The sequence below is a fragment of the Caballeronia sp. LP006 genome (assembly GCF_031450995.1).
In the GTDB taxonomy this organism is placed as follows: Bacteria; Pseudomonadota; Gammaproteobacteria; order Burkholderiales; family Burkholderiaceae; genus Caballeronia.
This window is the reverse complement of the sequence record NZ_JARTVW010000005.1, coordinates 1266068-1287180: the sequence shown is the minus strand read 5'-3', so window position 1 is coordinate 1287180 and position 21113 is coordinate 1266068. Positions and strand designations below refer to the sequence as shown.

The window sequence follows — 21113 nt, the reverse complement described above, 5'->3', positions numbered from 1 at the left end:
ACTCATTCATGGAAATCGGACAATACCAGCCGAATCTCGACGGTGACGGTCTGCGCATCGGCATCGTGCAGTCGCGCTTCAACGAACCCGTGTGCAATGGCCTCGCCGATGCATGCATCGAAGAGCTGGAACGCCTCGGCGTGATCGGCGAAGACGTGCTGCTCGTCACCGTGCCGGGCGCGCTCGAAATTCCGCTGGCGCTGCAAAAACTCGCGGAATCCGGCCAGTTCGACGCGCTGATCGCGCTCGGCGCCGTGGTGCGCGGCGAGACGTATCACTTCGAACTGGTTTCGAACGAAAGCGGCTCGGGCATTTCGCGCATTGCGCTCGACTTCGGCGTGCCGGTGGCGAACGCCGTGCTGACGACCGAAAACGACGAACAAGCCGTCGCGCGCATGACGGAAAAAGGCCGCGATGCGGCACGCGTGGCAGTTGAAATGGCGAATCTTTCCGTCGCGCTGGAACAGCTCGGCGGCGACGACGAAGAAGACGAAGACGAGGACCGCGCATGAAGAGCGCTCGACGCCGCTCGCGTGAACTCGCGACGCAAGGGCTATATCAATGGCTGCTGTCGGGTGCGCCCGGCGGCGAGATCGACGCGCAGCTGCGCAATGCGCAGGGCTTCGACAAGGCCGACCATGAGCATCTGGATGCCATTCTGCACGGCGTGATCAAGGAAGCCGACGTGCTCTCCGAGCAGTTGCAGCCATGTCTCGACCGGCCTATCGAGCAACTGTCGCCGGTGGAGCGCGCGGTTCTGCTGGTCGCCGCGTTCGAATTCAAGCATCACCTGGACATTCCGTATCGCGTGGTGATTAACGAGGCGGTCGAGCTGACCAAGACGTTCGGCGGTTCGGATGGCTACAAGTACGTGAACGGCGTGCTCGACAAGCTCGCGGTCGCCTTGCGTCCGACCGAGGCGCAGGCGCGCAGATGAACACCGCCACCGAGCCGCTGGTGCGGCTTGCGTCACGGGTCGACGCGATCGAGCCGTTCTACGTGATGGAGTTGATGAAGGACGCGCAGGCGCTGGAACGCGCGGGGCGCGACATCATCCATATGGGTATCGGCGAGCCGGATTTCACGGCGCCCGAACCGGTCACGCGCGCCGCCGCGGATGCCTTGCAGCGCGGCGTCACGCAATACACGAATGCGCTCGGCGTGACCGCGTTGCGCGAGGCGATCTCGCAGCACTATCGCGATGCGTTCGGCCTCACGGTCGACCCGCAGCGCATCGTGGTGACGGCGGGTGCATCGGCGGCGCTGTTGCTCGCGTGCATGACGCTCGTCGATCACGGCGACGAAGTGCTGATGCCCGACCCGTGCTATCCGTGCAACCGGCATTTCGTGTCGGCGGCGGACGGCAAGCCCGTGCTGATCCCAAGCGGCCCGGCCGAGCGCTTTCAGTTGACGGCGGCTCACGTCGAGGAATACTGGCGGCCGCAAACGCGCGGCGTATTACTGGCGTCGCCGTCGAACCCGACGGGCACGTCCATCGCGCCGGATGAACTGAAGCGCATCGTGAATGCGGTGCGTGCGCGCGGCGGCTTCACGATCGTCGACGAGATCTATCAGGGCTTGAGCTACGACGCGAAGCCCATCTCGGCGCTCTCCTTCGGCGACGATGTCGTTACCGTAAACAGCTTTTCGAAATATTTCAGCATGACCGGCTGGCGGCTCGGCTGGCTGGTCGTGCCGCACGCAATGGTTCCGGCAGTCGAGAAGCTCTCGCAGAACCTTTTCATCTGCGCATCGGCGCTGGCGCAGCACGCGGCGCTCGCCTGCTTCGAGCCGGAGACAATCGCGATCTACGAAGCGCGCCGCCTCGAATTCAAGCGCCGGCGCGATTACATCGTGCCGGCGTTGCGTTCGCTGGGCTTTGGCGTGCCGGTCACGCCCGACGGCGCCTTCTACGTCTATGCGGACACGATGAGCGTCGCGCACCCCGCAGCCGGCCACAGCGGCGCGCTCACGCAATCGATGCTTCACGATGCAGGCGTCGTGCTCGTACCAGGCGCCGATTTCGGCTTTCATGCGCCCGAGCGCTATATCCGGGTTTCATACGCAACGGCGTACGCAAAGCTGGAGGAAGCGGTTCATCGCCTGGGCTCGCTTTTCAGCCGATAAATTTGCAGCGAAGAAAAGCAAAAGGGCACCCGAGGGTGCCCTTTTTTACGACTCAACGAAAAAAACTCAGGCGCCGAACTCGGCCGAAGCAACATGCTTCGCTTCACTATCGGTTTCGTCCTGCGATTCCGCTTTCTTCTGATTGTCGATGGTCGCATGCACGCGCTTGCTGCCATCCGCCGTGGCGGCCGACGTAGAAGCGAGAACCTGCTTCGGCGCCGCCTGCACGGGCGCTTGCGGCGAGTTGATCGGCACATTGCGGCCACGCGCGACATCGCGCAGACGCGAACGCTCGGCCAGCACCTTCGCGCCGTACCCGCCATCGTCCTGCGTCGACGAACCCACGTAATAACGCAGACCGCCCGCGACCGAACCACCACGCGCGATACAGTCCTTCAGCACCAGCGCCCCGACCTTGATATTCGCGAGCGGATCGAGCGCCGCGTGCGAACCGCCGAAGTACTGGAATTTGTCGGAATGAACCTTCGACATCACCTGCATCAGACCCTGCGCACCCACGCCGCTTTCCGCATACGGATTGAAGCCGGACTCGATCGCCATTACCGAAAGCAACAGCAACGGATCGAGGCCTACTTCGCGGCCGGTATCGAAGGCCGCGCGCACGAGCTCGCTGACCGGGTCCTGCGCCACGCGATATCGCCGCGCGATGAAGCTGGCGACGAGTTGCTGCTCACGCGTCGAGATGAGGACGCGGTCGTCGCGGGCATCGGCGACGACGCGTTGGGCGGGAATCAGACTCGCGAGCATGCCGACGGAGGGCATGGTGCGCGGATCGAGCCCGTTAGGCGATACGGCGAGGCTGATGCCGCCCGTAAGCTGGCGGGCGCTGGCGTCGTCGTAGGTCGCGGCGCCGAGCGACGGAGCGGCGGTTGCGGGCACTTCGCGCGCATCCGCGGCCCGTGCTTTCGACACGAGATTGACAGCCAGATTCGACTCGACCGGCGGCCGATGCACCGCCGCGAACGGCGGCAGCGGCTGCCCCGCGAGCAAGCGAGCCGGACCGGCCTGCACGGCCGCCGAAACGAACGGCATGATTCGTGCGGCGAAGGTCGTACGCCAGGAAGGCAGGAGCCAAAGTGCGAAAGCCGTGATGACGGCGGCGCCGCCGACGAGGCTGAAGAGATGCTGACTCAAACGGCGTCCGCGACGCAGCGCAATGCGCACGATCTGCGCTGCGCGGGTGTCGGAACCCCAGAAAACCGAAGCGTTCATCTATGCTCCCAATGTTGCTTGATTTAACGCAGATGAATACGAATAAAACGCGAATTCAATGCGTAAATCAGACACCGCTCGCTCTCGGCAAGCACAAACGGCATCGGGGAAACGGCATGGAGCCGTCTGGAAAGCCGCCGGTTAAAAAGTTGACCGGAGTGCGCGGCACGAACTGCATGCCATGAATGCGCAGAGGCTTTCCACGCGAAAAACCGGCGCTGGTAACGCCGGCCGTGACAACCAACAGCCATGAATCGCCGGGCAGGTTCGGCGCAGGCGACGCATGTGCGTCTAAAAGACCTGAGGCAGCGGTAAAAAGTTTCAAAACCCGCAAAGGATGGCAAAGGATTCTAGCAGGCTTTAATCATCCGTCAATGCTATAGACTTCCGTTTCAATTACTTAAAGTAATAACGAACAGTGTTCAGTTGCCGAAAACCGCGCCAGTTGGGGCATTGGAAGCGGAATTTGCTGAATGTCTCCGAACGCACCGACGCGAGCGCATGTAAAATCGACAATCGTCTGGCGCGCAGCCGTCCCGCCCTTCTGGGCCGTCCTCGAGTCCCTTTCTGATCATCGATGAAATACAAAGATCTGCGCGACTTCACCGCCCGCCTCGAAGCGCTAGGTGAACTGCGCCGTGTTCGGCAGCCCGTTTCCCCCGTTCTCGAAATCACCGAAATTTCCGATCGCGTATTGCGCGCGGGCGGCCCTGCCCTGTTGTTCGAAACGCCAACGGGACATTCCATGCCCGTGCTTGCGAACCTCTTCGGCACGACGCGCCGGGTGGCGCTCGGCATGGGTATCGAAACGCAAGCGCAGAGCGGCGACGATACGGCCCTCGGCAGCGACACCGCCGCGCTCGGCTCGCTGCGCGATGTTGGCCGGCTACTCTCGGCGCTCAAGGAGCCCGAGCCGCCCAAGGGTTTGAAGGACGCGGGCAAGCTGTTGTCGCTTGCCAAGGCCGTTTGGGACATGGCGCCGAAGTCGGTGAATTCGCCGCCTTGCCAGGAAATAGTTTGGGAAGGCAACGATGTCGATCTCGCGCGCTTGCCGATCCAAACCTGCTGGCCCGGCGACGCCGGCCCGCTGCTCACCTGGGGCCTCACCGTCACGCGCGGCCCCAACAAGTCGCGGCAGAATCTCGGCATTTATCGGCAACAGCTGATCGGACGCAATAAACTCATCATGCGATGGCTCGCTCATCGCGGCGGCGCGCTCGACTTTCGCGAATTCGCGCTTGCCAATCCCGGCAAGCCGTATCCCGTGGCGGTCGTGCTCGGCGCCGATCCCGCGACGATCCTCGGCGCCGTCACGCCGGTGCCCGATTCATTGTCCGAGTATCAGTTCGCGGGGCTGCTGCGCGGCTCGCGCACTGAACTGGCGAAGTGCCTGACGCCTGGCGTCGACACGCTGCAAGTGCCGGCGCGCGCGGAGATCGTGCTCGAAGGCTTCATCCATCCGCAAGACGGCGCGCCGCCGCCTGCGCCCGCGGGCGCGCCGCCGCGTCCGTCCGCGGGGGCATCCGCGAAATACGAACACGCGCTCGAAGGTCCGTACGGCGATCACACCGGCTACTACAACGAACAGGAGTGGTTCCCGGTCTTCACCGTCGAAAAGATCACCATGCGGCGCGACGCCCTCTTCCATTCGACCTATACCGGCAAGCCGCCCGACGAACCGGCCGTGCTCGGCGTCGCGCTCAACGAAGTCTTCGTGCCGCTCCTCCAGAAGCAGTTCACCGAGATCACGGACTTCTATCTGCCGCCAGAAGGCTGCAGTTATCGCATGGCCATCGTGCAGATGAAGAAGAGCTATCCCGGCCACGCCAAGCGCGTGATGTTCGGCGTATGGAGTTTCCTGCGGCAGTTCATGTACACGAAGTTCATCGTCGTGGTCGATGAAGACGTGAACGTGCGCGACTGGAAGGAAGTCATCTGGGCGATCACGACGCGAGTGGACCCCGTGCGCGATACCGTGCTCGTGGACAACACGCCGATCGACTATCTCGACTTCGCGTCGCCCGTGGCGGGGCTCGGCTCGAAGATGGGACTCGACGCGACCAACAAATGGCCCGGCGAGACCACGCGCGAATGGGGCCGCCCGATTGTCATGGACGAAGCCGTCAAGCGCCGCGTCGATACGTTGTGGAGCGAACTCGGCCTCGACACGTTGTCATCGGCGAGAAAAGCATGATCGGGGCGACGGTTTTTCGTGGCGATGTCATCGAGAACACGCATGCGGCGCATGTCGCGGTGGTCGATGCATCCGGGCGCGTGCTGCATTCGTTCGGCGATCCATATCGCGTGACCTTGCCACGCTCGGCGGCGAAACCCGCGCAGGCGTTGGCCGTGCTCGAAACCGGCGCGCTCGAGCGCTTCGGCTTCAGCGAAGAAGATCTGGCGTTGATGTGCGCGTCGCATAACAGCGAGCCGCGTCATATCGAGCGCGCGCGGGCGATGCTCGCGAAAGCCGAAGCAAACGAAGCCGATCTTCGCTGCGGCGGCCATCCGCCCATTTCCGATGCCGTCTTCCGCGACTGGATCAAACGCGATTTCATGCCGACGCCCGTGTGCAGCAATTGTTCCGGCAAGCACGCCGGCATGCTGGCCGGCGCGCGCGCCATGAATGCGCCGCTCGACGGTTATCATCTGCCCGCGCATCCGCTGCAGGCGTGGGTCAAGCGGACGATGGCGCGCGTCGTTGATCTCGCCGACGACGAAGTGCAATGGGCCATCGACGGCTGCAATCTGCCGACGCCCGCCTTCCCGCTCGATCGCCTCGCGCGGCTCTTCGCAAAAATCGCCGATGCGCCGGACGGTACGCCGCTCGCGCGTATCTACGAGGCGATGACGGCGCATCCCGAACTCGTCGCCGGCGAAGGCCGCTTCTGTACGCTGCTGATGCAAACCTTCGGCGGCACGCTCGTCGGCAAGACCGGCGCGGACGCGTGCTACGCCATTGGCGTCCGGCGCCCCGAAGGCACACTCGGCATCGCGGTGAAGGTGGAAGACGGCAACACCGGCGTGCTCAACGCGGTCGTCGTGCATGTACTCGAACGGCTTGGCATAGGCACGGACGAGCAGCTTGGCGCGCTCGCACGCTTTCGCCACCCGCCAATGCGCAACACGGTCGGCGTATCGACCGGCCGCCTCGACATCCACTTCGCGCTACGCGATCACTAAAAAAAAGACGATGCACTCGTGGTCCCTGCTGTCCGACGGCTTCTTTTTGTCGTTGTCGCTGTGTCTGGATATTGGCATTGCCAATGTCGCGATCATTTCGCTCGTGCTGTCGCACGGCTTCAAACCAGGATTCGTGCTCGGCCTCGGGACCTGTTTCGGCGATCTCTTCTACGCGGCGCTCGCGCTGGCCGGCATGTCGGCGCTTCTGCAATTCGCGGCCGTGCGATGGGTCGTGTGGATCGGCGGGGCGATCGTGCTTCTGTTCCTCACGTGGAAGATGGCACGCGAGGCGCTGAATCCCGCATCCGCGCCGCCTGTCGAAGGCGAAGCCGACGACCGTCTGCCACGCCAAAGTCATGCGAAGAGTTTCGTGCGTGGCTGTTTGCTCGCGGTGTCGTCGCCAAGTGCGATTCTCTGGTTCGCGGCCGTGGGCGGCGCGTTGATCGCCAAAGCCGGCGCGACCAGCGCGATGAGCGCGTCCGTGTTCCTGATCGGCTTCTTTTGCGGCGGGCTCGGCTGGACGCTCTTCGTCTGCACGCTGGCGAGCCACGGCCGCAAGCGCGCGGGCACGAGCCTGCTGCGCGCGTGTCATGTGCTTTCGGCCGTGCTATTCGCTTATTTCGCGTACAGCGTGACCGTCAATGGTTACCGCGATCTGATCGTGCACGCGCCGGTTTGAGCGGCGCGTGCCTTTCGCGCGATGAGCGAGCCCACGTCAGGCGACGAACTCCGCCAGACGCGCCAGATCGACGTTGCCGCCGCTCACGATCACACCCACGCGCTTGCCTTCCACCGGCACCACTTTCTGCAGCACCGCCGCGGCGGCCAGACAGCCGGTCGGCTCGACGACCATCTTCATGCGTTGCGCGAAAAAGCGCAGCGTGTCGATCAACTGGGCGTCGCTCACGGTGACGATGCTGTCCACATGACGCTGGATGATCGGGAAGTTGTATTCGCCAACGTGCGTGGAAGCGGCGCCATCGGCGATCGTGCGCGGCACTTCGATATGCACGATCTCGCCGCGCGCGAGTGACTGCTGCGCGTCGTTGCCCGCTTCCGGCTCAACGCCGATCACCTTGCACGACGGGCTGAGCGCGGCAGCGGCGAGAGCGCATCCGCCGATCAGCCCGCCGCCGCCGAGGCAGACGAACAGGTAATCCAGCGGTCCGGTTTCTTCGATCAATTCCTTTGCCGCCGTGCCCTGCCCCGCGATCACATGTGGATGATCGTATGGCGGGATCAGGGTCATGCCGCGTTCCTCTGCGAGCGCGCGGCCGATTTCCTCGCGGTTCTGCGTATAGCGATCGTAGGTGATCACTTCGCCGCCATAGCCGCGCGTCGCGGCCATCTTCGCGGCAGGCGCGTCTTCGGGCATGACGATGGTCGCGCGGATGCCCGCGAGCTTCGCCGACAACGCGATGGCCTGCGCATGATTGCCCGACGAGTACGTGATAACGCCGGCTTTGCGCTGGGCATCGTCGAAATGGGACAACGCGTTATAGGCGCCGCGAAACTTGAACGCGCCCATGCGCTGGAAGTTTTCGCATTTGAAGAAGAGCGACGCGCCCGACATGGCGTCGGCCGTGGTGGACGTGAGAACCGGCGTGCGATGCGCGACGCCTTCGATGCGGCGAGCGGCATCGGCGACGTCTTCGAAGGTAGGTGCGGGAAGTGAGGACATGGGACGAGGACGAGGGGTGAGGAGAGCCGTCATTGTCCCAGTTATGACGCGCTTCTGAAAAGCGATGCCGCAATGAAAAAAGCGATGCAGGTCCGCTTGGGGACATGCATCGCCAGAAGATTCGACAGCCGAATTGTCGATTAGCGGTGCCAGTAGCCCGGACCGCCCCGATAGTAGCCGGGACCGCCCCGGTAGTAGCCGTGATGATAGTAAGGGCGACCGTAGTAGCCGTAACCATAACTTCCGACGACGACCGGAGGCGGCGGCGCATAGACCACGGGCGGCGGCGGCGCAACATACACCGGCTGCTGCGGCGCTACGTACACCGGCGCGGGCGGCGCGACATAAACCGGCGGCGGCGGCGCCTGATAAACCGGATACGCGGGAACCCCGATCCCGATGCCCACCGAAACATGCGCCTGTGCAGCGCCGGCAATGCCGACACCCAGCGCCCCTGCAACCATCCAATAAGCGAGCCTTTTCACCTTCGTTCTCCTCGCCGCCTGCTGCCGATCCGTACGGCACGACAAACGACGGTATGGCTTCAATCTATCGAAAAAGGCCAAACGCCGCTGGAACCATATGTTGCAAATTGCAAGTTTTCTTACGCTTCTGGAAAGGCTAGAACGTGCGCGCCCACGCGAGTCGGCCGTCCGGCGTGCCTTTCGATCAGCAAAAGTCCCGCGACCGGACTTTCGCTGCCCAGTAAGTAACGACATTTACAAATGCAAAGAAAAGCCCCGCCGGGCAATCGATCAGGCGGGGCTTTGCAAACACAAAGTTCGAAACGCGACGACGCTTCAACCCACCTTCACATAAGCGAATTCGCGCGAAACATTCGGCGGCACGTATGCCCCGCTGATGACCACCCGAGGCGTTAGACGCTTTTTCTGATCCCACCAGCGACGCCGCTGGGCCTGGCTCAAGAATCGCAAATGTTTTCGATAAGAGAATATGCTCACAGCGACCTCCGAACGTAGCGATTAAACCTCACGGAAAACCGTGCGCTTTTTCGCGCCACCGTTTTCCCTGTTGATCCGTCTTTTCTTTAGTATTCGCGCCCTGTCCGTGCATCAATGTGCGGGATAGAACCCAAGCCTTTCGATCGGTGTGTGTTGAACCACATTCGGCGTTAAGACTCGCGGGCTTTCAGACAAAAGCGGGAAATGGTTCCGAAGACCTCGGCTGCTTGTGCTTTTCCGGCCAGCTTTACGCCTCGTTGCCCAGAAGAATCCCTGGCTTTTCTATGTAACCCGTTTCGCTTTTCGTTTCCCTATCCTGCCAGTTTTACGTAAAACGCGCCTTTTGCGATCGTCTCGAATTGACAACACTAGGGTTTTCCGTCGCGAGAAACCCTTTCCTACAGGTTCGCGAACGGTCCTTGCATGCGCCTTTCAAGCCGCGGAACCTCAAACGGCCGCGCCTTGTGCGACAACGCGCCCAAGCCGCCGTCAAGCCATGTTAAGGTGACGTCCGGCGCCCCACCGAGCTTATCCGGTGGGCGGGGAAGCAAGGCGCAGAAAAGCCGCCGTGTCCGCAGGACGAGTCAGTCGAGAACGAACGACGATCAAGGTCGGCATCGAAGCTTCGCTTGTTGGCGGGTTATCGCGCGGCGCAAGACTTATCGATTACGCACCTGCGCATCTTTTCGCGGCGAGTGGCCCGGCCGTCGCCTTCCCTTAGCTTCGCTCACCCTATCCAGCGCAGGTTCGAACCCTGTGCGGCTTCATCGAGGAACCGAGATGTTCGGCGAGATCGCCCGTTTTCTGCTTAATACCGTCTTCACTCTGTTCGGCGCGGCGCTTTTGCTGCGCGCATGGATGCAGGTCGTGCGCATGCCGCCCTATAACCCGGTCTCGAACGGCGTGATGCAGGCAACCAACTGGATCGTGCTGCCGCTGCGCAAGATCCTGCCCGGCGGCAAGATCGACTGGGCGAGCATTCTCGCCGCGTTCATCGCTTCGCTCGTCTATGTGACTTTGATGGTCGTGCTGGCCAACGTCGATCCGACGCTCATGATGCCGATGATCCTGCTCGTCGCCCTGCTCACCGTCGTGAAGTGGGCGCTGAACCTCATCATCTGGATGACGATTCTGATGGCGCTGCTTTCGTGGCTCAATCCGCAATCGCCGGCCATGCCGCTTTTGTTTCAGATCACCGCGCCGTTTCTCGATCCCCTGCGACGCATTTTGCCGCGCTTGGGCGGCATCGATTTGTCACCGATCCTGCTGTTCGTCATCGTGCAGGTATTGTTGATGGTGGTCACGCGTCTCGCCGTTTCGATGACCTTGTTCGGCATCTGAACGAGTCGCGCATGGTGGCCGGCGCCGGGGCAGCAATTGCGCTGTGCCGCGCCGCCGCTTAAAATAGCGGGCTCACGCGGGCGTCGTATAATGGCCATTACCGTAGCTTCCCAAGCTACAGACGTGGGTTCGATTCCCATCGCCCGCTCCAGCATCGCCGAGAAAGCCGCCTGTCGTTGTCCGGGCGGCTTTTTAGTTTCCACGCTCTGCACGCGTGCGGATTCGCCAGCCGCGCCGCGTTAGTCACGCACTCTGCTCTCGCCATGAATCACGATTTCCAGGACGACGCCACGTCGTCTAGCGCTCCCGCCGACGAAACCTCCACGCTGCGCCATCGCCGCATCCGCAGCTTCGTGACGCGCGCGGGCCGCGTGTCGCCGGGCCAGCAGCGCGCCATCGATCAACTCGGACCACGTTACATCGTGCCGTATGACGCGCAAGTCGCCGACTGGTCAGCCGTGTTCGGACGCGAAGCGCCGCGCGTGCTGGAAATCGGCTTCGGCATGGGCGGGACAACAGCGGAAATCGCGGCCAAGCGTCCGGGCGACGACTTCATCGGCGTGGAAGTGCACGAGCCGGGCGTGGGCGCCTTGCTGAAGCTGATTGGCGAACAAGGGCTCGGCAACCTGCGAATTCTTCAGCACGACGCCGTGGAAGTGCTCGAACACATGATCGCGCCGGCTAGTCTGGATGGCGTACACATTTATTTCCCCGATCCGTGGCACAAGGCGCGGCATCACAAGCGGCGGCTGATTCAACCGAAGTTCGTGGCTTTGCTCGTGTCGCGCTTGAAACCGGGCGGTTATGTGCATCTTGCGACCGACTGGCAAAACTATGCCGAACAAATGCTCGAAGTGCTGTCCGCCGAACCCGCGCTTCAAAATACCTCCGATGGTTATGCGCCGCGCCCGGATTATCGTCCGGTGACCAAGTTCGAGAAACGCGGATTAAATCTCGGTCATGGCGTTTGGGACTTGCTGTTCCGCCGCGTTTGAAGACGATCGATCTGCCTTTGAATCGAGACGCGGACATTTAGTCACGTCCAAAAAACAAAACCCCACGCTCTAGAAAGACGTGGGGTTCAACTCCCGCCAGAAAGCGTGCGTGACTTTCAGTCAGCCCAACTCAAACCGCCGCTATAACCGACAATCAGAATCAACAAGCCAAAGCCGATGCGATACCACGCGAACGCCGAAAAATCGTGCGAGGCGACGTAACGCAGCAGCCATCGAATACAGATAAACGCGCTCACGAACGCCGCCACGAGCCCGATTGCAAAGAGCCCGAGATCGTTCACGGTCAGCGTGCGCCAGTACTTCGCCATTTCGTAGAGCGTTGCGCCGAAGATGATCGGAATCGCCAGAAAGAATGAGAACTCCGTGGCCACGCGGCGTTCGAGTCCGAACAGCATGCCGCCGATGATCGTCGCTCCCGAGCGCGACGTGCCCGGAATCAGCGCGAAACATTGCGCTAATCCGACCTTGAGGGCGTCGGAGTAAGAGAGGTCGTCGATGGAAGTCACGCGCGGCGCGGCGGCGCGGTCACGCTGACGCGCTTCCGCCCACAAAATGACGATGCCGCCCACAATCAGCGCCACCGAAACCGGCACCGGCGAGAACAACACCGCCTTGATGCTTTTCTCGAACAAAAGACCGAGGGCGATGGCCGGAATGGTCGCGATGATCACGTTGAGCGTGAAGCGCCGCGCGTCCGGCCGTGACGGCAAACCGGTGACTACCGAGCCGATTTTTTTGCGATATTCCCAGCAGATGGCGAGAATCGCGCCGAACTGAATGACGACATCGAAGGTTTTAGCCTGCGCGTCGGTGAAATTCAGGAGACTGCCTGCGACGATCAGATGTCCGGTGCTCGAGACCGGCAGAAATTCGGTCAACCCTTCCACGACGCCCAGAACGAGCGCCTTCACCATCAATATCCAGTCCATCCGTCAGCCCTTTTTCGCTGTTATCGCCGTTCGTGTGGAGCACCCCGCGCCAAGATTTCGACTTATTTTTCGACGATCTGAACACGTATGCCGTTTGTAAGGACTGTGATTGTACCGGGTTCGTAAGAAACGCCGGCGAACTGCAATTCTTCGGGTTTGAAGGTGTGGATGGGATACCGTTCGAGCAATTGCGCCGCGAGCATGGCACCGGCGGCAGCGATCTGCTGATTGTATTGCGCGGCGTCCCCTGAGAACTGCGAATCATCGACGCTTGGCGAGACGAGGATCACCGAGCGGCTTTGCGCGTCATAGCCGAGTTGCGTCGAGAGCGTGAATGCGCCGTTGACGGGGTTGGGCATGAAGGGCGTGGTGAAGCGCGCATCGACATGCACGGTTACGCGATTACGATCAGGCGCCATGCCGATGACGGGATTGCTCAACACGACATCGACAATCTGCGAGATCGTGCGTTGCAATGGAAACTTGCGCGCGACGGCTTCCTGGACTTGCTGCTGAGAGAACGTGTAGTGATCCGGAATGAACGGGAAGATGGAATTCGAAGCTGCTTGCGTCACCGATGACGCGTCAAGCGCCGGCAAGGCGATGAGCGTGGCAAGCAGGAACCGGCGCCGGGTTAGCGCGACGGGGTTGGACATGCGGGAGTCTCCGGGGGCTGAACTGTGAAAAGCGGTGAGGCTAAAAACCGGTCATTGGACCACTGAACTTCAATGCGGTTGCGTGGCGACTTCAAGTTTGGCGATCCACGCGAGCGCAAACTCCCGCGTCTCTCCACACATCTCCGCCGAAGCCTGCAACCCGCCGCAACAAGCCGGTCTGCGCGGATCGCCGAAAATCGCGCAACGCAGATCATCGCCGAGTTGCACGCAGCGTTCGCCGGCCGGCTTGCCGTTTGGCATCCCCGGAATCGGACTCGTAATGGAAGGCGCGATGCAGCACGCACCGCACCCTTCGCGGCACGCATGCGGCGCGCTCGAAGCAGTCGACATGACATTGGCTCAAAAGCGTAAAACCGCATTGTCCCACGCCTGAAGTTTGCGTTTCGTCAAACCCGGAAGCCGTACTGCGACCTTATCTCGCAATTGCCGCGCGCCTCGCGCTTTTACACTCGTGCGCAAGCCCAAGGTCCGTTATGACATCCTCGAATACCTTCTTCCGCCCCGATCTCCTCGAACGTTACGACGCGCACGGTCCGCGCTACACGTCCTATCCGACCGCCGTCCAGTTCATCGATTCCTTCGACCCGAAGCATTACTGCGAGGCGGCAATGAAAGCCGATCCGGCCGCCGATCTATCGCTCTACTTCCACATTCCGTTTTGCGACACCGTCTGCTTCTATTGCGGCTGCAACAAGGTCGCGACGAAAAATCGCGCGCATGCGCGGCCGTATCTCGACCGCATGAAGCGCGAACTTGCGATGCACGCCGCGCTTGTCGATACCCGCCGTCCCGTGACGCAACTGCATTGGGGCGGCGGCACGCCCACGTTTCTCTCGCACGCCGAGATGACGGAGTTGATGGCCGCGACCGCCGAGCACTTCAACCTCGTATCCGACGATCGCGCCGAGTATTCGATCGAAGTCGATCCGCGCGAGGCATCGGCGGAAACGATTGGTGTGCTGCGTGAGCTTGGCTTTAATCGGCTGAGTCTGGGCGTGCAGGATTTCGACGAACGTGTGCAGCGGGCGATCAACCGCGTGCAGCCTTATGCGATGACCGAAGGCGTCATGCAGGCGGCGCGGCGAAATGGCTTCAAGTCGATTAGCGTCGATTTGATTTATGGCTTGCCTCATCAGAGCGTCGAGAGTTTTGCGCGCACGCTCGATGCGATGATCGCGCTCGCGCCGGATCGTGTCTCGGTGTTTGGTTATGCGCATATGCCGGCGCTGTTCAAGATGCAGCGGCAGATCGATGAATCCGCGCTGCCCTCGCCTGCCGTGCGGCTTGCGATTCTCGGGCGCGTGATCAAGCGCATGAGCGACGCGGGGTATGTTTATATCGGCATGGATCATTTTGCGTTACCCGGTGATGAACTTTCTCTCGCGCTCGCGGACGGGACGCTTCAGCGGAATTTTCAGGGATATAGCACGCGTGGGGATTGTGATTTGATTGGGATCGGGGCTTCGGCGATTGGAAAGATCGGCGATGTCTACGCACAGAATGCGCGTGGTGTGGATGAGTATGCGGCTGCTATCGACGATGGACGGCTTGCCATTGCGCGTGGGGTGCGGCTGTCGGCCGATGATCTTCTGCGGCGTGATGTCATCATGCGGTTGATGTGCGGTGGTGGGCTGCGGTTCGATGAGATCGAGCGGGTGCATGGCATTGCGTTTGAAAGCACTTTCGCCGATGAACTCACGCGGCTTGAGGCTATGGTCGATGATGAGCTTGTTGAGATTGGACGCGACGGGATTCGGGTGTTGCCTGCGGGACGCATGCTGGTGCGGAACGTGGCTTCTGTGTTTGATGCTTATCTCGGGCAGGCGAGTGTGAAGCGGTTTTCGCGGATGGTTTGAGTGGGGGCGATTGGCGATCGAAAACGAGAATCCAGAACAAGCAATTTAGGAAAACGGCCGTGCTCTTGCGAACCTCGCATATTTGAATCCCGGTTTGACTATGCGGGATCGACTGGATGATTTAGCGGGAATGGCTGCGATCGGCCACAAACTGCCGTCCATGGGGGTCTTCGATGGGACATTCGGGCGTCGGCTCGGACCTATTCGTAATTCTGTGGGCGAGGCATATTATGAGAGGTAAAAGTCATGGATATGCCGATGAAGAAGAAACGCACCGTCGCTTCTCAGACAGCGGCCCGAGGGCCGCTGCCTGCCCTTCCGGAAGGTCTGCTGGATGACCTGGTCAAAGGCCCGATGACGCCCACCGAGGTCCAGGACCTGATGCTGGCGTTCAACAAGGCACTCATCGAGCGCGCGATGGGCGCCGAGATGAAGATGCATCTGGGCTACCTGGCGGGGCAGCCGAAACCCGACGGCCAGGACAACGAACGTAACGGCGCCAGCGGCAAGACGCTCATCACCGATTATGGCCCGCTCAGGGTCGATCTGCCGCGTGATCGTGACGGCAGTTTTGAACCCATCCTGATTCCGAAACACGAGCGCCGTTTTACCGGTTTCGACGAGCGCATCATCGCCATGTACGCGCGCGGCATGAGTGTGCGCGAGATCCAGGCGTTTCTGGCCGAAGCCTATGGCACCGAGGTTTCGCCCGATTTCATCAGCTCGGTCACCGACGAAGTCATGGCTGAAGCGCTCGCCTGGCAAAGCCGTCCGCTTGAGCCGATGTACCCGGTGGTGTTCTTCGACGCGCTGCGTGTGAAGATCCGTGGCGACGGCGTGGTGAGCAACAAGGCGGTGTATCTGGCGCTGGGCATTCAGGCCGACGGCCAGCGCGATGTGCTCGGCCTGTGGATCGAACAGACCGAAGGGGCGAAGTTCTGGCTGAAAGTGTTCAACGAACTGAAGACCCGGGGCTGCCAGGACATCCTGATCGCGGTGGTCGACGGCCTGAAGGGTCTGGCTGAGGCAATTGGCACGGCGTACCCGCGTACGGCCGTGCAGACCTGCATCGTGCATCTGATCCGCAACAGTCTGGAGTACGCCAGCTACAAGGACCGCAAGAGCGTGGCCGCAGCGCTGCGGCCGGTCTATGCCGCCGCGAGTGAACAGGCCGCTCAGCAGGCCCTGGAGGCCTTTGCCGAAGGCCCGTGGGGTGCGAAGTATCCGACTATCGTGCAGTCGTGGCGACGGGCGTGGGAGAACGTCACACCGTTTTTCGTGTTTCCGCCGGACATACGCCGTGTCGTCTACACCACCAACGCCATTGAGAGTCTGAACATGCAACTACGCAAGATCATCAAGACACGCGGCCACTTCCCCAATGACGAGGCCGCCATCAAGCTGCTGTGGCTGGCATTGCGCAACGTGCTGGCAAAGTCAGTACGCGCGGCGTTCGACTGGTCGTCCGCGATGAACCAGTTTGCCATCCTGTTTGGAGAGCGTTTTACCAACGCACGCGGGTGACTCCGCTAACCGCCTCGCACACAAAAATGCGGACGACCCGACGAGAATCCAGAACGAGCAAGTCAAGAAAACGGCCGTGTTCTCGCGAACCTCGCATATTTGAACTCCCGGGTTGACCTTGCGGGATCGACTGGATGATTTAGCGGGAACGGCTGCGATCGGCCACAACCGGCCGTTCGACAGACCGGCGAAAATCGTCGACAATTTTTGACTCCACGACGACACTTTCCACCTTACCCGGCCTACTAGACTGGCGTCGCCAGCTGAACTCTTACTCTATGAATTCTCTAAAAACGAACCGTCCGCTGTCTGTGTCAGAGATGTCGCTCGCTCGTTGGATGCTTGAGCACGGCGGGCCGACGGCGCGAGCGTTTATTGAACAACTCGCAGTTGCGGAGGTGACGCCGTGGCGCTGCCCCTGCGGCTGCGGGTCCATCAATTTCCAATTGAAGGGTCGCGAACCCGCCCCACTGGGCCTAAACATCCTCGGGGACTTTTTGTTCGGTCCGGACGATGCGCCAGCCGGGATATTCATATTCGAGAGCGCAGGTTTATTAAGTGGTATCGAGGTTTATGGACTTGCCGGCGATGCTCCGGCAGAACTGCCCCGAGAAGATGCGCTTCGGCCGCTTGTCCCAGATCGCGGTGGGTCGGGTCCCTAGCACGTCTGTAACGAGCGCACGCAGGAGATCATCCTTGCGCTCTGGTCGGCAAAAACGGACGTCCGCCTAATGTCGAGAACCGTTTCTGGATGGCGCTTCCGAATCGGACGGCTACGGTCTGGACATAGGGTCGTTGGCCGACTGTCAGGTCATTTATACCGTCATTGCACCCGGACTAAACGTTGGCCTGGTCTACGAGCATTCGAGATTGTTCATCTACTGAGTGATACGTAAATCCAAACGTCGCCGCGATTGAAGCCTAAAGATCTTTGCGAAGCGTGTCGATAAAACCAGTGACAGCGTCGCACGCGCAAAGTCGCCGACTCATTGTCTCGGTTAGAAAATGGACATATCGCAAAACGCAATCATCAGCGAACACTCGAAGAACCCGTTCAGAGCGCTGACGTCATATTTGGCAGCATGGTTGGTAATCGGCGCAATTGTGCTCGCCGATTTACTCTGGCTGCGCGCATCCGGTCTTCACATTGCGTTTGGCGCATCGTCACATGCGCTCGCGGCATTCAGTGCACTTGTCTTTGTCATCTGCTGGACAAGTTACCGAACCAGGACTGTGCATGCCGGGAACGAGGCGTGGATAACGCGGCTGCGAGACCTCGCGTTCACCGGGCGATGGATGATCGCTCTCGCCGCATTCTGCACGGCAGCCAGCGTATCGAGCCATCTTTCGGCGGCCATTGGGGCACCGTTGATTGATGACCGGCTAGTCAAGATAGACCAGGCAGTTGGATTCGACTGGCTCACCTGCTATCGGTGGGTGCGACATCATCCAGTGTTGCTCTTCGTGCTCAGTTTGGCGTACGGCAGTGGTCTGGTGCAGATGATCACTGTCCCTGTGATTCTCGGACTTACGGGACGCAGGGTCGAACTAATAAAGCACGTTGCACGCTTGATGGTCGCGACATTTACCTGCCTCGCAATCGCGACGGCATTTCCTGCTGCGAGCGCCTTCCTGCATTTTCACATCATGGAACCAGGCACGTCGGAAACTGTCTCTACATTTTTCCCCCTCCGTGAAGGCGCGCTCCGTACCATTGACTTAACTAATCCCCAAGGGCTTGTATCGATGCCGTCAATGCATACGGCAATGGCTATCCTGTTTGCCTATTCATTGAGGCGGATCCCCGGATTTGCTCTTGCTTCCTTCGTTCTAAATACGTTTATGATTGTCTCGACGCCGACGCAAGGCGGCCACTATCTTTGCGACATCGCCGGGGGAATAATATTGGCACTGATGGTTATTCTGTTGATCAACGATCGGCGTTTTGAAGGTTTCTTCAATGACCGGTGAGCTTTAGCAGTGGACGTTTAGTGACCGACTTAGCAACCGACAACCGATTGCTAACAAGATTGGTAAAGATCGAATCCAGCCTGACCTTTGCCGCTTCGGCGAGGAATCGTAGCCGGATGCCGTGCAGCCGTGCCAACAATCCAAAAGGGTAGAGGCTGGCAACGAAAGACAGAATAGTCCCGATAAACTTAAAGAAGTTCATGGCTCGTGTGCGTTCGATTGTGCTCTTGTTCTTTCACTTCGTTTCTATATTGCACTATAAGATTGTTGGCCAGTTTCGACCAAACTCGTATTGCCGAAAGCACTTCAAGTCCGTGAAGGTTTGTGCTAAGTCAAGAACGGTGCGGTGCCTAGGCTAATGGAACAGAACATGCAAAACCAAGACGTTCAGAGCAATGCCTAGCCCGGCAAAACAGAAACCGTCGCGAGCAGCGATCGCTGGGTGTGGCGTAATGCGTGGCAGATTTCGAAATGCGGCAATCACAATGCCCGTGCACGCGCCAAACATACATACCAAGTAACCCGCCCAGCCCAGCGTAAATGTGCTCCAGACATGCGCGATCGCCGTGAATGTACCGTACGCGAGCGCGACGCCGCCAAGTAACTCGATGGGCGGTCTAAACAGTAACGCGGTGCCTAGCGCGAGCACCTGAGGCATCCACCAGAGTGCCAGTTCGGGCCAGAAGTTGATTCCGTTTGTAGTGCAGTAGGCATCAATGGCAACCATGTACGCTAGCGAGATCCCGACAAATCCAACTCCAGAAGCGTGTCGCATAGTTTCTAGTCAATGACATACGTAAGAAGTCCTGCGGACGTAACGGCTGTGAAAGTAATTTACACCCCTTCAACGGCAGCTTTTTAGGGAATTTGAATGGCGGCTTAGGGTCGCAAAGCCTCTATCACAAAAAGGCAAAACAGAGACACCTCGAATTTCAAACCCCGTCAGCAAAAAATCTCCAACTTCCACGCCCACATCCATCTATCGAGCACCTACCATCAAACCACCTGCCCGCGCCTCAACAAAACCATCCCCCAAGTATTTCCCCCCACCCTGGCTTAGAATGACACCCACCCCGGGCCCCCACCGCCCATCCATTCACTCGCCGATGGACCTCCGCACAAGAAGCCCATCGTCGCGCCGCCCGAGTGCCTCAAGCGCGCATCGCACGTCACGCGCGTTTCGCATTCGGCAATGCCACTGCCTGACGCCATGCCAACCACTTCGCCGCAGTTTGCCCCGCTAGCCCATCTCGCCGCCGATCTGAAAAGCGGTCGCACCAGCAGTCGCGCACTCGTCGAATCCGCGCTCGAACGTATCGCCAATCCGGCCGGTCAAGGTTCCATCGTTTTCACGCATGTCGATGCCGCCCACGCCCGCGCCGCCGCCGATGCCCTCGACGCGCTGCGCCGCGCCGGCACCGTGCTTTCGCCGCTCGCGGGCATCCCCGTTTCCGTGAAAGATCTCTTCGATATCGAAGGGCAAGTCACGCGCGCCGGCTCCCGCGCGCTCGCCAGCACCGCGCCCGCCCAAGCCGATGCCGTGAGCGTCGCGCGCCTGCGCCGCGCAGGCGGCGTGATCGTCGGGCGCACCAACATGAGCGAGTTCGCGTTCTCCGGGCTTGGCCTGAATCCGCACTTCGGCACGCCGCACTCGCCGTATCGCGCAAACGTGCCGGGCGACGAACGCATCGCGGGCGGCTCGTCGTCAGGCGCGGCGGCATCGGTGGCGGACGGCATGGCCGCCATCGCGCTCGGCACCGACACCGGCGGCTCCATCCGCATCCCCGCCACGATGTGCGGCCTCACCGGCTTCAAACCCACCGCCAGCCGCATTCCGAGGCAAGGCGGCGTGCCGCTGTCCAAATCGCTCGATTCGTTCGGGCCGATAGGCGTCTCGGTCGCGTGTTGCGCGCTAGTCGATCGCATTCTCGCTGGCCGCGAACCCGATGTGCCCGCCACGCGTCCGCTCGAAGGCGTGCGCCTCGGTGTGCTCACCAATTACGTGACGGACGGCCTCGATCCCGCCGTTGCCAGCGCCGTCGATACGGCCATCAATCATCTGTCGGCGGCGGGCGCGCTCGTGGAAGACGTGCGCTTCGGGCCGCTCGATCGTCTGCCGGACATCAGCCGCTTCAGTCTCGTCGCCATCGAAGCATATGCGTGGCATCGCAAGCTGCTCGCCGATCACGCCGCCGAGTACGATCCGCGCGTGCTCGCTCGTCTGCTGCGCGCCGAGTCGGCGAGCGCGGCGGATTACATCGACCTGTGCGAAGCGCGCGCCGCGATGATCGACGAAGCGCGCACGACACTGTGGCAGCGTTTCGACGCAATTCTTTGCCCGACGGTACCGGTTCTGCCGCCGCGTATCGCCGAGCTGGAACAGGACGACGATCTCTTCACGCGCACGAACGCGCTCATCCTGCGCAATCCCACGACCTTCAATTTTTTGGATGCCTGCGGGCTGTCGCTGCCCTGTCATCGGCGTGGCGAGGCGCCCGTGGGGCTCATGCTCGCGGGCGCGCCGCACGCGGACGACACGCTGCTCTCCATCGGCCGGGCAGTCGAAGCGGTGCTCGATACGACGCGCTAATGTTTCGCGCCGGACGTTCGCGC

At 61.0% G+C, this 21113-nt stretch carries 20 protein-coding genes and 1 tRNA gene; 13 read left to right on the top strand and 8 right to left on the bottom strand.

The features are described 5' to 3' along the window. Nucleotides 1–8 precede the first annotated feature (8 nt). Genes ribH through P9250_RS22650 form a run of 3 tightly spaced genes read left to right on the top strand, consistent with a single transcriptional unit; the run spans nucleotide 9 to nucleotide 2127 of the window. Complete coding sequence (gene ribH, locus P9250_RS22660) at nucleotides 9–512, top strand: 6,7-dimethyl-8-ribityllumazine synthase (protein ID WP_244827420.1); 504 nt, start codon at nucleotides 9–11, stop codon at nucleotides 510–512. Beyond that, entirely contained in the window at nucleotides 509–937 is a 429-nt protein-coding gene (gene nusB, locus P9250_RS22655; protein ID WP_244827419.1) for a transcription antitermination factor NusB, read from the top strand. The genes ribH and nusB overlap by 4 nt, the downstream gene beginning before the upstream one ends. Further along, entirely contained in the window at nucleotides 934–2127 is a 1194-nt protein-coding gene (locus tag P9250_RS22650) for a pyridoxal phosphate-dependent aminotransferase (protein WP_310395303.1), read from the top strand. Before nusB ends, P9250_RS22650 begins: the two co-directional genes overlap by 4 nt. 66 nt (nucleotides 2128–2193) lie before the next feature. Here the strand turns inward: P9250_RS22650 and P9250_RS22645 are convergent, their stop codons facing one another. Next, entirely contained in the window at nucleotides 2194–3360 is a 1167-nt protein-coding gene (locus P9250_RS22645) for a lytic transglycosylase domain-containing protein (protein WP_250463949.1), read from the bottom strand. A 577-nt stretch (nucleotides 3361–3937) separates the two neighbouring features. On the opposite strand from P9250_RS22645, the gene P9250_RS22640 reads away from it, so the two are divergent. Genes P9250_RS22640 through P9250_RS22630 form a run of 3 tightly spaced genes read left to right on the top strand, consistent with a single transcriptional unit; the run spans nucleotide 3938 to nucleotide 7222 of the window. Then, complete coding sequence (locus tag P9250_RS22640; RefSeq protein WP_310395301.1) at nucleotides 3938–5554, top strand: UbiD family decarboxylase; 1617 nt, start codon at nucleotides 3938–3940, stop codon at nucleotides 5552–5554. Then, nucleotides 5551–6543: an asparaginase gene (locus tag P9250_RS22635; protein ID WP_310395299.1), complete on the top strand. Its 993-nt coding sequence runs from the start codon at nucleotides 5551–5553 to the stop codon at nucleotides 6541–6543. The genes P9250_RS22640 and P9250_RS22635 overlap by 4 nt, the downstream gene beginning before the upstream one ends. 10 nt (nucleotides 6544–6553) lie before the next feature. Beyond that, the gene (locus tag P9250_RS22630) at nucleotides 6554–7222 is read left to right on the top strand and encodes a LysE family translocator (RefSeq protein WP_250463942.1); all 669 of its coding nucleotides are present in this window, start codon (nucleotides 6554–6556) and stop codon (nucleotides 7220–7222) included. Between the two features lie 36 nt (nucleotides 7223–7258). Here the strand turns inward: P9250_RS22630 and P9250_RS22625 are convergent, their stop codons facing one another. Both P9250_RS22625 and P9250_RS22620 read right to left on the bottom strand, forming a co-directional pair. Next, nucleotides 7259–8224: a threo-3-hydroxy-L-aspartate ammonia-lyase gene (locus P9250_RS22625; protein WP_250463940.1), complete on the bottom strand. Its 966-nt coding sequence runs from the start codon at nucleotides 8222–8224 to the stop codon at nucleotides 7259–7261. 140 nt (nucleotides 8225–8364) lie between these two features. Then, complete coding sequence (locus P9250_RS22620) at nucleotides 8365–8688, bottom strand: hypothetical protein (RefSeq protein WP_284503767.1); 324 nt, start codon at nucleotides 8686–8688, stop codon at nucleotides 8365–8367. Nucleotides 8689–9966: 1278 nt separating this feature from the next. Between P9250_RS22620 and P9250_RS22615 the strand changes: the two genes are divergently transcribed. From P9250_RS22615 to trmB, 3 genes are all read left to right on the top strand, one after another. Beyond that, the gene (locus P9250_RS22615) at nucleotides 9967–10527 is read left to right on the top strand and encodes a YggT family protein (protein WP_244827411.1); all 561 of its coding nucleotides are present in this window, start codon (nucleotides 9967–9969) and stop codon (nucleotides 10525–10527) included. Nucleotides 10528–10603: 76 nt separating this feature from the next. After that, nucleotides 10604–10678, top strand: a tRNA-Gly gene (locus P9250_RS22610). A 112-nt stretch (nucleotides 10679–10790) separates the two neighbouring features. Next, complete coding sequence (trmB, locus tag P9250_RS22605) at nucleotides 10791–11522, top strand: tRNA (guanosine(46)-N7)-methyltransferase TrmB (RefSeq protein WP_310395296.1); 732 nt, start codon at nucleotides 10791–10793, stop codon at nucleotides 11520–11522. Nucleotides 11523–11638: 116 nt separating this feature from the next. Here the strand turns inward: trmB and P9250_RS22600 are convergent, their stop codons facing one another. From P9250_RS22600 to P9250_RS22590, 3 genes are all read right to left on the bottom strand, one after another. Next, nucleotides 11639–12472: an undecaprenyl-diphosphate phosphatase gene (locus P9250_RS22600; RefSeq protein ID WP_244827409.1), complete on the bottom strand. Its 834-nt coding sequence runs from the start codon at nucleotides 12470–12472 to the stop codon at nucleotides 11639–11641. 62 nt (nucleotides 12473–12534) lie between these two features. Next, the gene (locus tag P9250_RS22595) at nucleotides 12535–13128 is read right to left on the bottom strand and encodes a DUF1439 domain-containing protein (protein ID WP_250508755.1); all 594 of its coding nucleotides are present in this window, start codon (nucleotides 13126–13128) and stop codon (nucleotides 12535–12537) included. 69 nt (nucleotides 13129–13197) lie between these two features. Next, nucleotides 13198–13479, bottom strand: coding sequence for a YkgJ family cysteine cluster protein (locus P9250_RS22590; RefSeq protein WP_250492023.1), 282 nt, complete (start codon nucleotides 13477–13479; stop codon nucleotides 13198–13200). A 143-nt stretch (nucleotides 13480–13622) separates the two neighbouring features. On the opposite strand from P9250_RS22590, the gene hemN reads away from it, so the two are divergent. From hemN to P9250_RS22575, 3 genes are all read left to right on the top strand, one after another. Beyond that, nucleotides 13623–15005 (top strand): oxygen-independent coproporphyrinogen III oxidase, encoded by a 1383-nt coding sequence (hemN, locus tag P9250_RS22585; RefSeq protein WP_310395293.1) that lies wholly within the window; start codon nucleotides 13623–13625, stop codon nucleotides 15003–15005. Between the two features lie 252 nt (nucleotides 15006–15257). Then, on the top strand, nucleotides 15258–16529 hold the full coding sequence (locus P9250_RS22580) for an IS256 family transposase (RefSeq protein WP_409014973.1): 1272 nt from the start codon (nucleotides 15258–15260) through the stop codon (nucleotides 16527–16529). 1005 nt (nucleotides 16530–17534) lie between these two features. Further along, entirely contained in the window at nucleotides 17535–18500 is a 966-nt protein-coding gene (locus tag P9250_RS22575) for a phosphatase PAP2 family protein (RefSeq protein WP_310395288.1), read from the top strand. On the opposite strand, the gene P9250_RS22570 is transcribed toward P9250_RS22575, so the two are convergent. Then, a complete protein-coding gene (locus P9250_RS22570) occupies nucleotides 18487–18702 on the bottom strand; it encodes a hypothetical protein (protein ID WP_250508728.1) in 216 nt (71 codons plus the stop codon). The genes P9250_RS22575 and P9250_RS22570 overlap by 14 nt on opposite strands. A gap of 153 nt (nucleotides 18703–18855) precedes the next feature. Continuing rightward, entirely contained in the window at nucleotides 18856–19227 is a 372-nt protein-coding gene (locus P9250_RS22565) for a hypothetical protein (RefSeq protein ID WP_250492019.1), read from the bottom strand. 483 nt (nucleotides 19228–19710) lie between these two features. On the opposite strand from P9250_RS22565, the gene P9250_RS22560 reads away from it, so the two are divergent. Then, the gene (locus tag P9250_RS22560) at nucleotides 19711–21090 is read left to right on the top strand and encodes an amidase (RefSeq protein WP_310395287.1); all 1380 of its coding nucleotides are present in this window, start codon (nucleotides 19711–19713) and stop codon (nucleotides 21088–21090) included. The last annotated feature ends 23 nt before the right edge of the window (nucleotides 21091–21113 follow it).

Excerpts from the sequence above, each read along its gene's own strand:
- trmB (WP_310395296.1), top strand. The coding sequence starts at position 10,791 with ATGAATCACGATTTCCAGGACGACGCCACGTCGTCTAGCGCTCCCGCC.
- P9250_RS22590 (WP_250492023.1), bottom strand. The coding sequence starts at position 13,479 with ATGTCGACTGCTTCGAGCGCGCCGCATGCGTGCCGCGAAGGGTGCGGT.
- P9250_RS22595 (WP_250508755.1), bottom strand. The coding sequence starts at position 13,128 with ATGTCCAACCCCGTCGCGCTAACCCGGCGCCGGTTCCTGCTTGCCACG.
- P9250_RS22575 (WP_310395288.1), top strand. The coding sequence starts at position 17,535 with ATGGACATATCGCAAAACGCAATCATCAGCGAACACTCGAAGAACCCG.
- P9250_RS22600 (WP_244827409.1), bottom strand. The coding sequence starts at position 12,472 with ATGGACTGGATATTGATGGTGAAGGCGCTCGTTCTGGGCGTCGTGGAA.
- P9250_RS22650 (WP_310395303.1), top strand. The coding sequence starts at position 934 with ATGAACACCGCCACCGAGCCGCTGGTGCGGCTTGCGTCACGGGTCGAC.
- P9250_RS22615 (WP_244827411.1), top strand. The coding sequence starts at position 9,967 with ATGTTCGGCGAGATCGCCCGTTTTCTGCTTAATACCGTCTTCACTCTG.
- P9250_RS22570 (WP_250508728.1), bottom strand. The coding sequence starts at position 18,702 with ATGAACTTCTTTAAGTTTATCGGGACTATTCTGTCTTTCGTTGCCAGC.
- P9250_RS22560 (WP_310395287.1), top strand. The coding sequence starts at position 19,711 with ATGCCAACCACTTCGCCGCAGTTTGCCCCGCTAGCCCATCTCGCCGCC.
- P9250_RS22630 (WP_250463942.1), top strand. The coding sequence starts at position 6,554 with ATGCACTCGTGGTCCCTGCTGTCCGACGGCTTCTTTTTGTCGTTGTCG.
- P9250_RS22635 (WP_310395299.1), top strand. The coding sequence starts at position 5,551 with ATGATCGGGGCGACGGTTTTTCGTGGCGATGTCATCGAGAACACGCAT.
- P9250_RS22620 (WP_284503767.1), bottom strand. The coding sequence starts at position 8,688 with ATGGTTGCAGGGGCGCTGGGTGTCGGCATTGCCGGCGCTGCACAGGCG.
- P9250_RS22645 (WP_250463949.1), bottom strand. The coding sequence starts at position 3,360 with ATGAACGCTTCGGTTTTCTGGGGTTCCGACACCCGCGCAGCGCAGATC.
- P9250_RS22565 (WP_250492019.1), bottom strand. The coding sequence starts at position 19,227 with ATGGTTGCCATTGATGCCTACTGCACTACAAACGGAATCAACTTCTGG.
- P9250_RS22640 (WP_310395301.1), top strand. The coding sequence starts at position 3,938 with ATGAAATACAAAGATCTGCGCGACTTCACCGCCCGCCTCGAAGCGCTA.
- nusB (WP_244827419.1), top strand. The coding sequence starts at position 509 with ATGAAGAGCGCTCGACGCCGCTCGCGTGAACTCGCGACGCAAGGGCTA.
- ribH (WP_244827420.1), top strand. The coding sequence starts at position 9 with ATGGAAATCGGACAATACCAGCCGAATCTCGACGGTGACGGTCTGCGC.
- P9250_RS22580 (WP_409014973.1), top strand. The coding sequence starts at position 15,258 with ATGCCGATGAAGAAGAAACGCACCGTCGCTTCTCAGACAGCGGCCCGA.
- hemN (WP_310395293.1), top strand. The coding sequence starts at position 13,623 with ATGACATCCTCGAATACCTTCTTCCGCCCCGATCTCCTCGAACGTTAC.
- P9250_RS22625 (WP_250463940.1), bottom strand. The coding sequence starts at position 8,224 with ATGTCCTCACTTCCCGCACCTACCTTCGAAGACGTCGCCGATGCCGCT.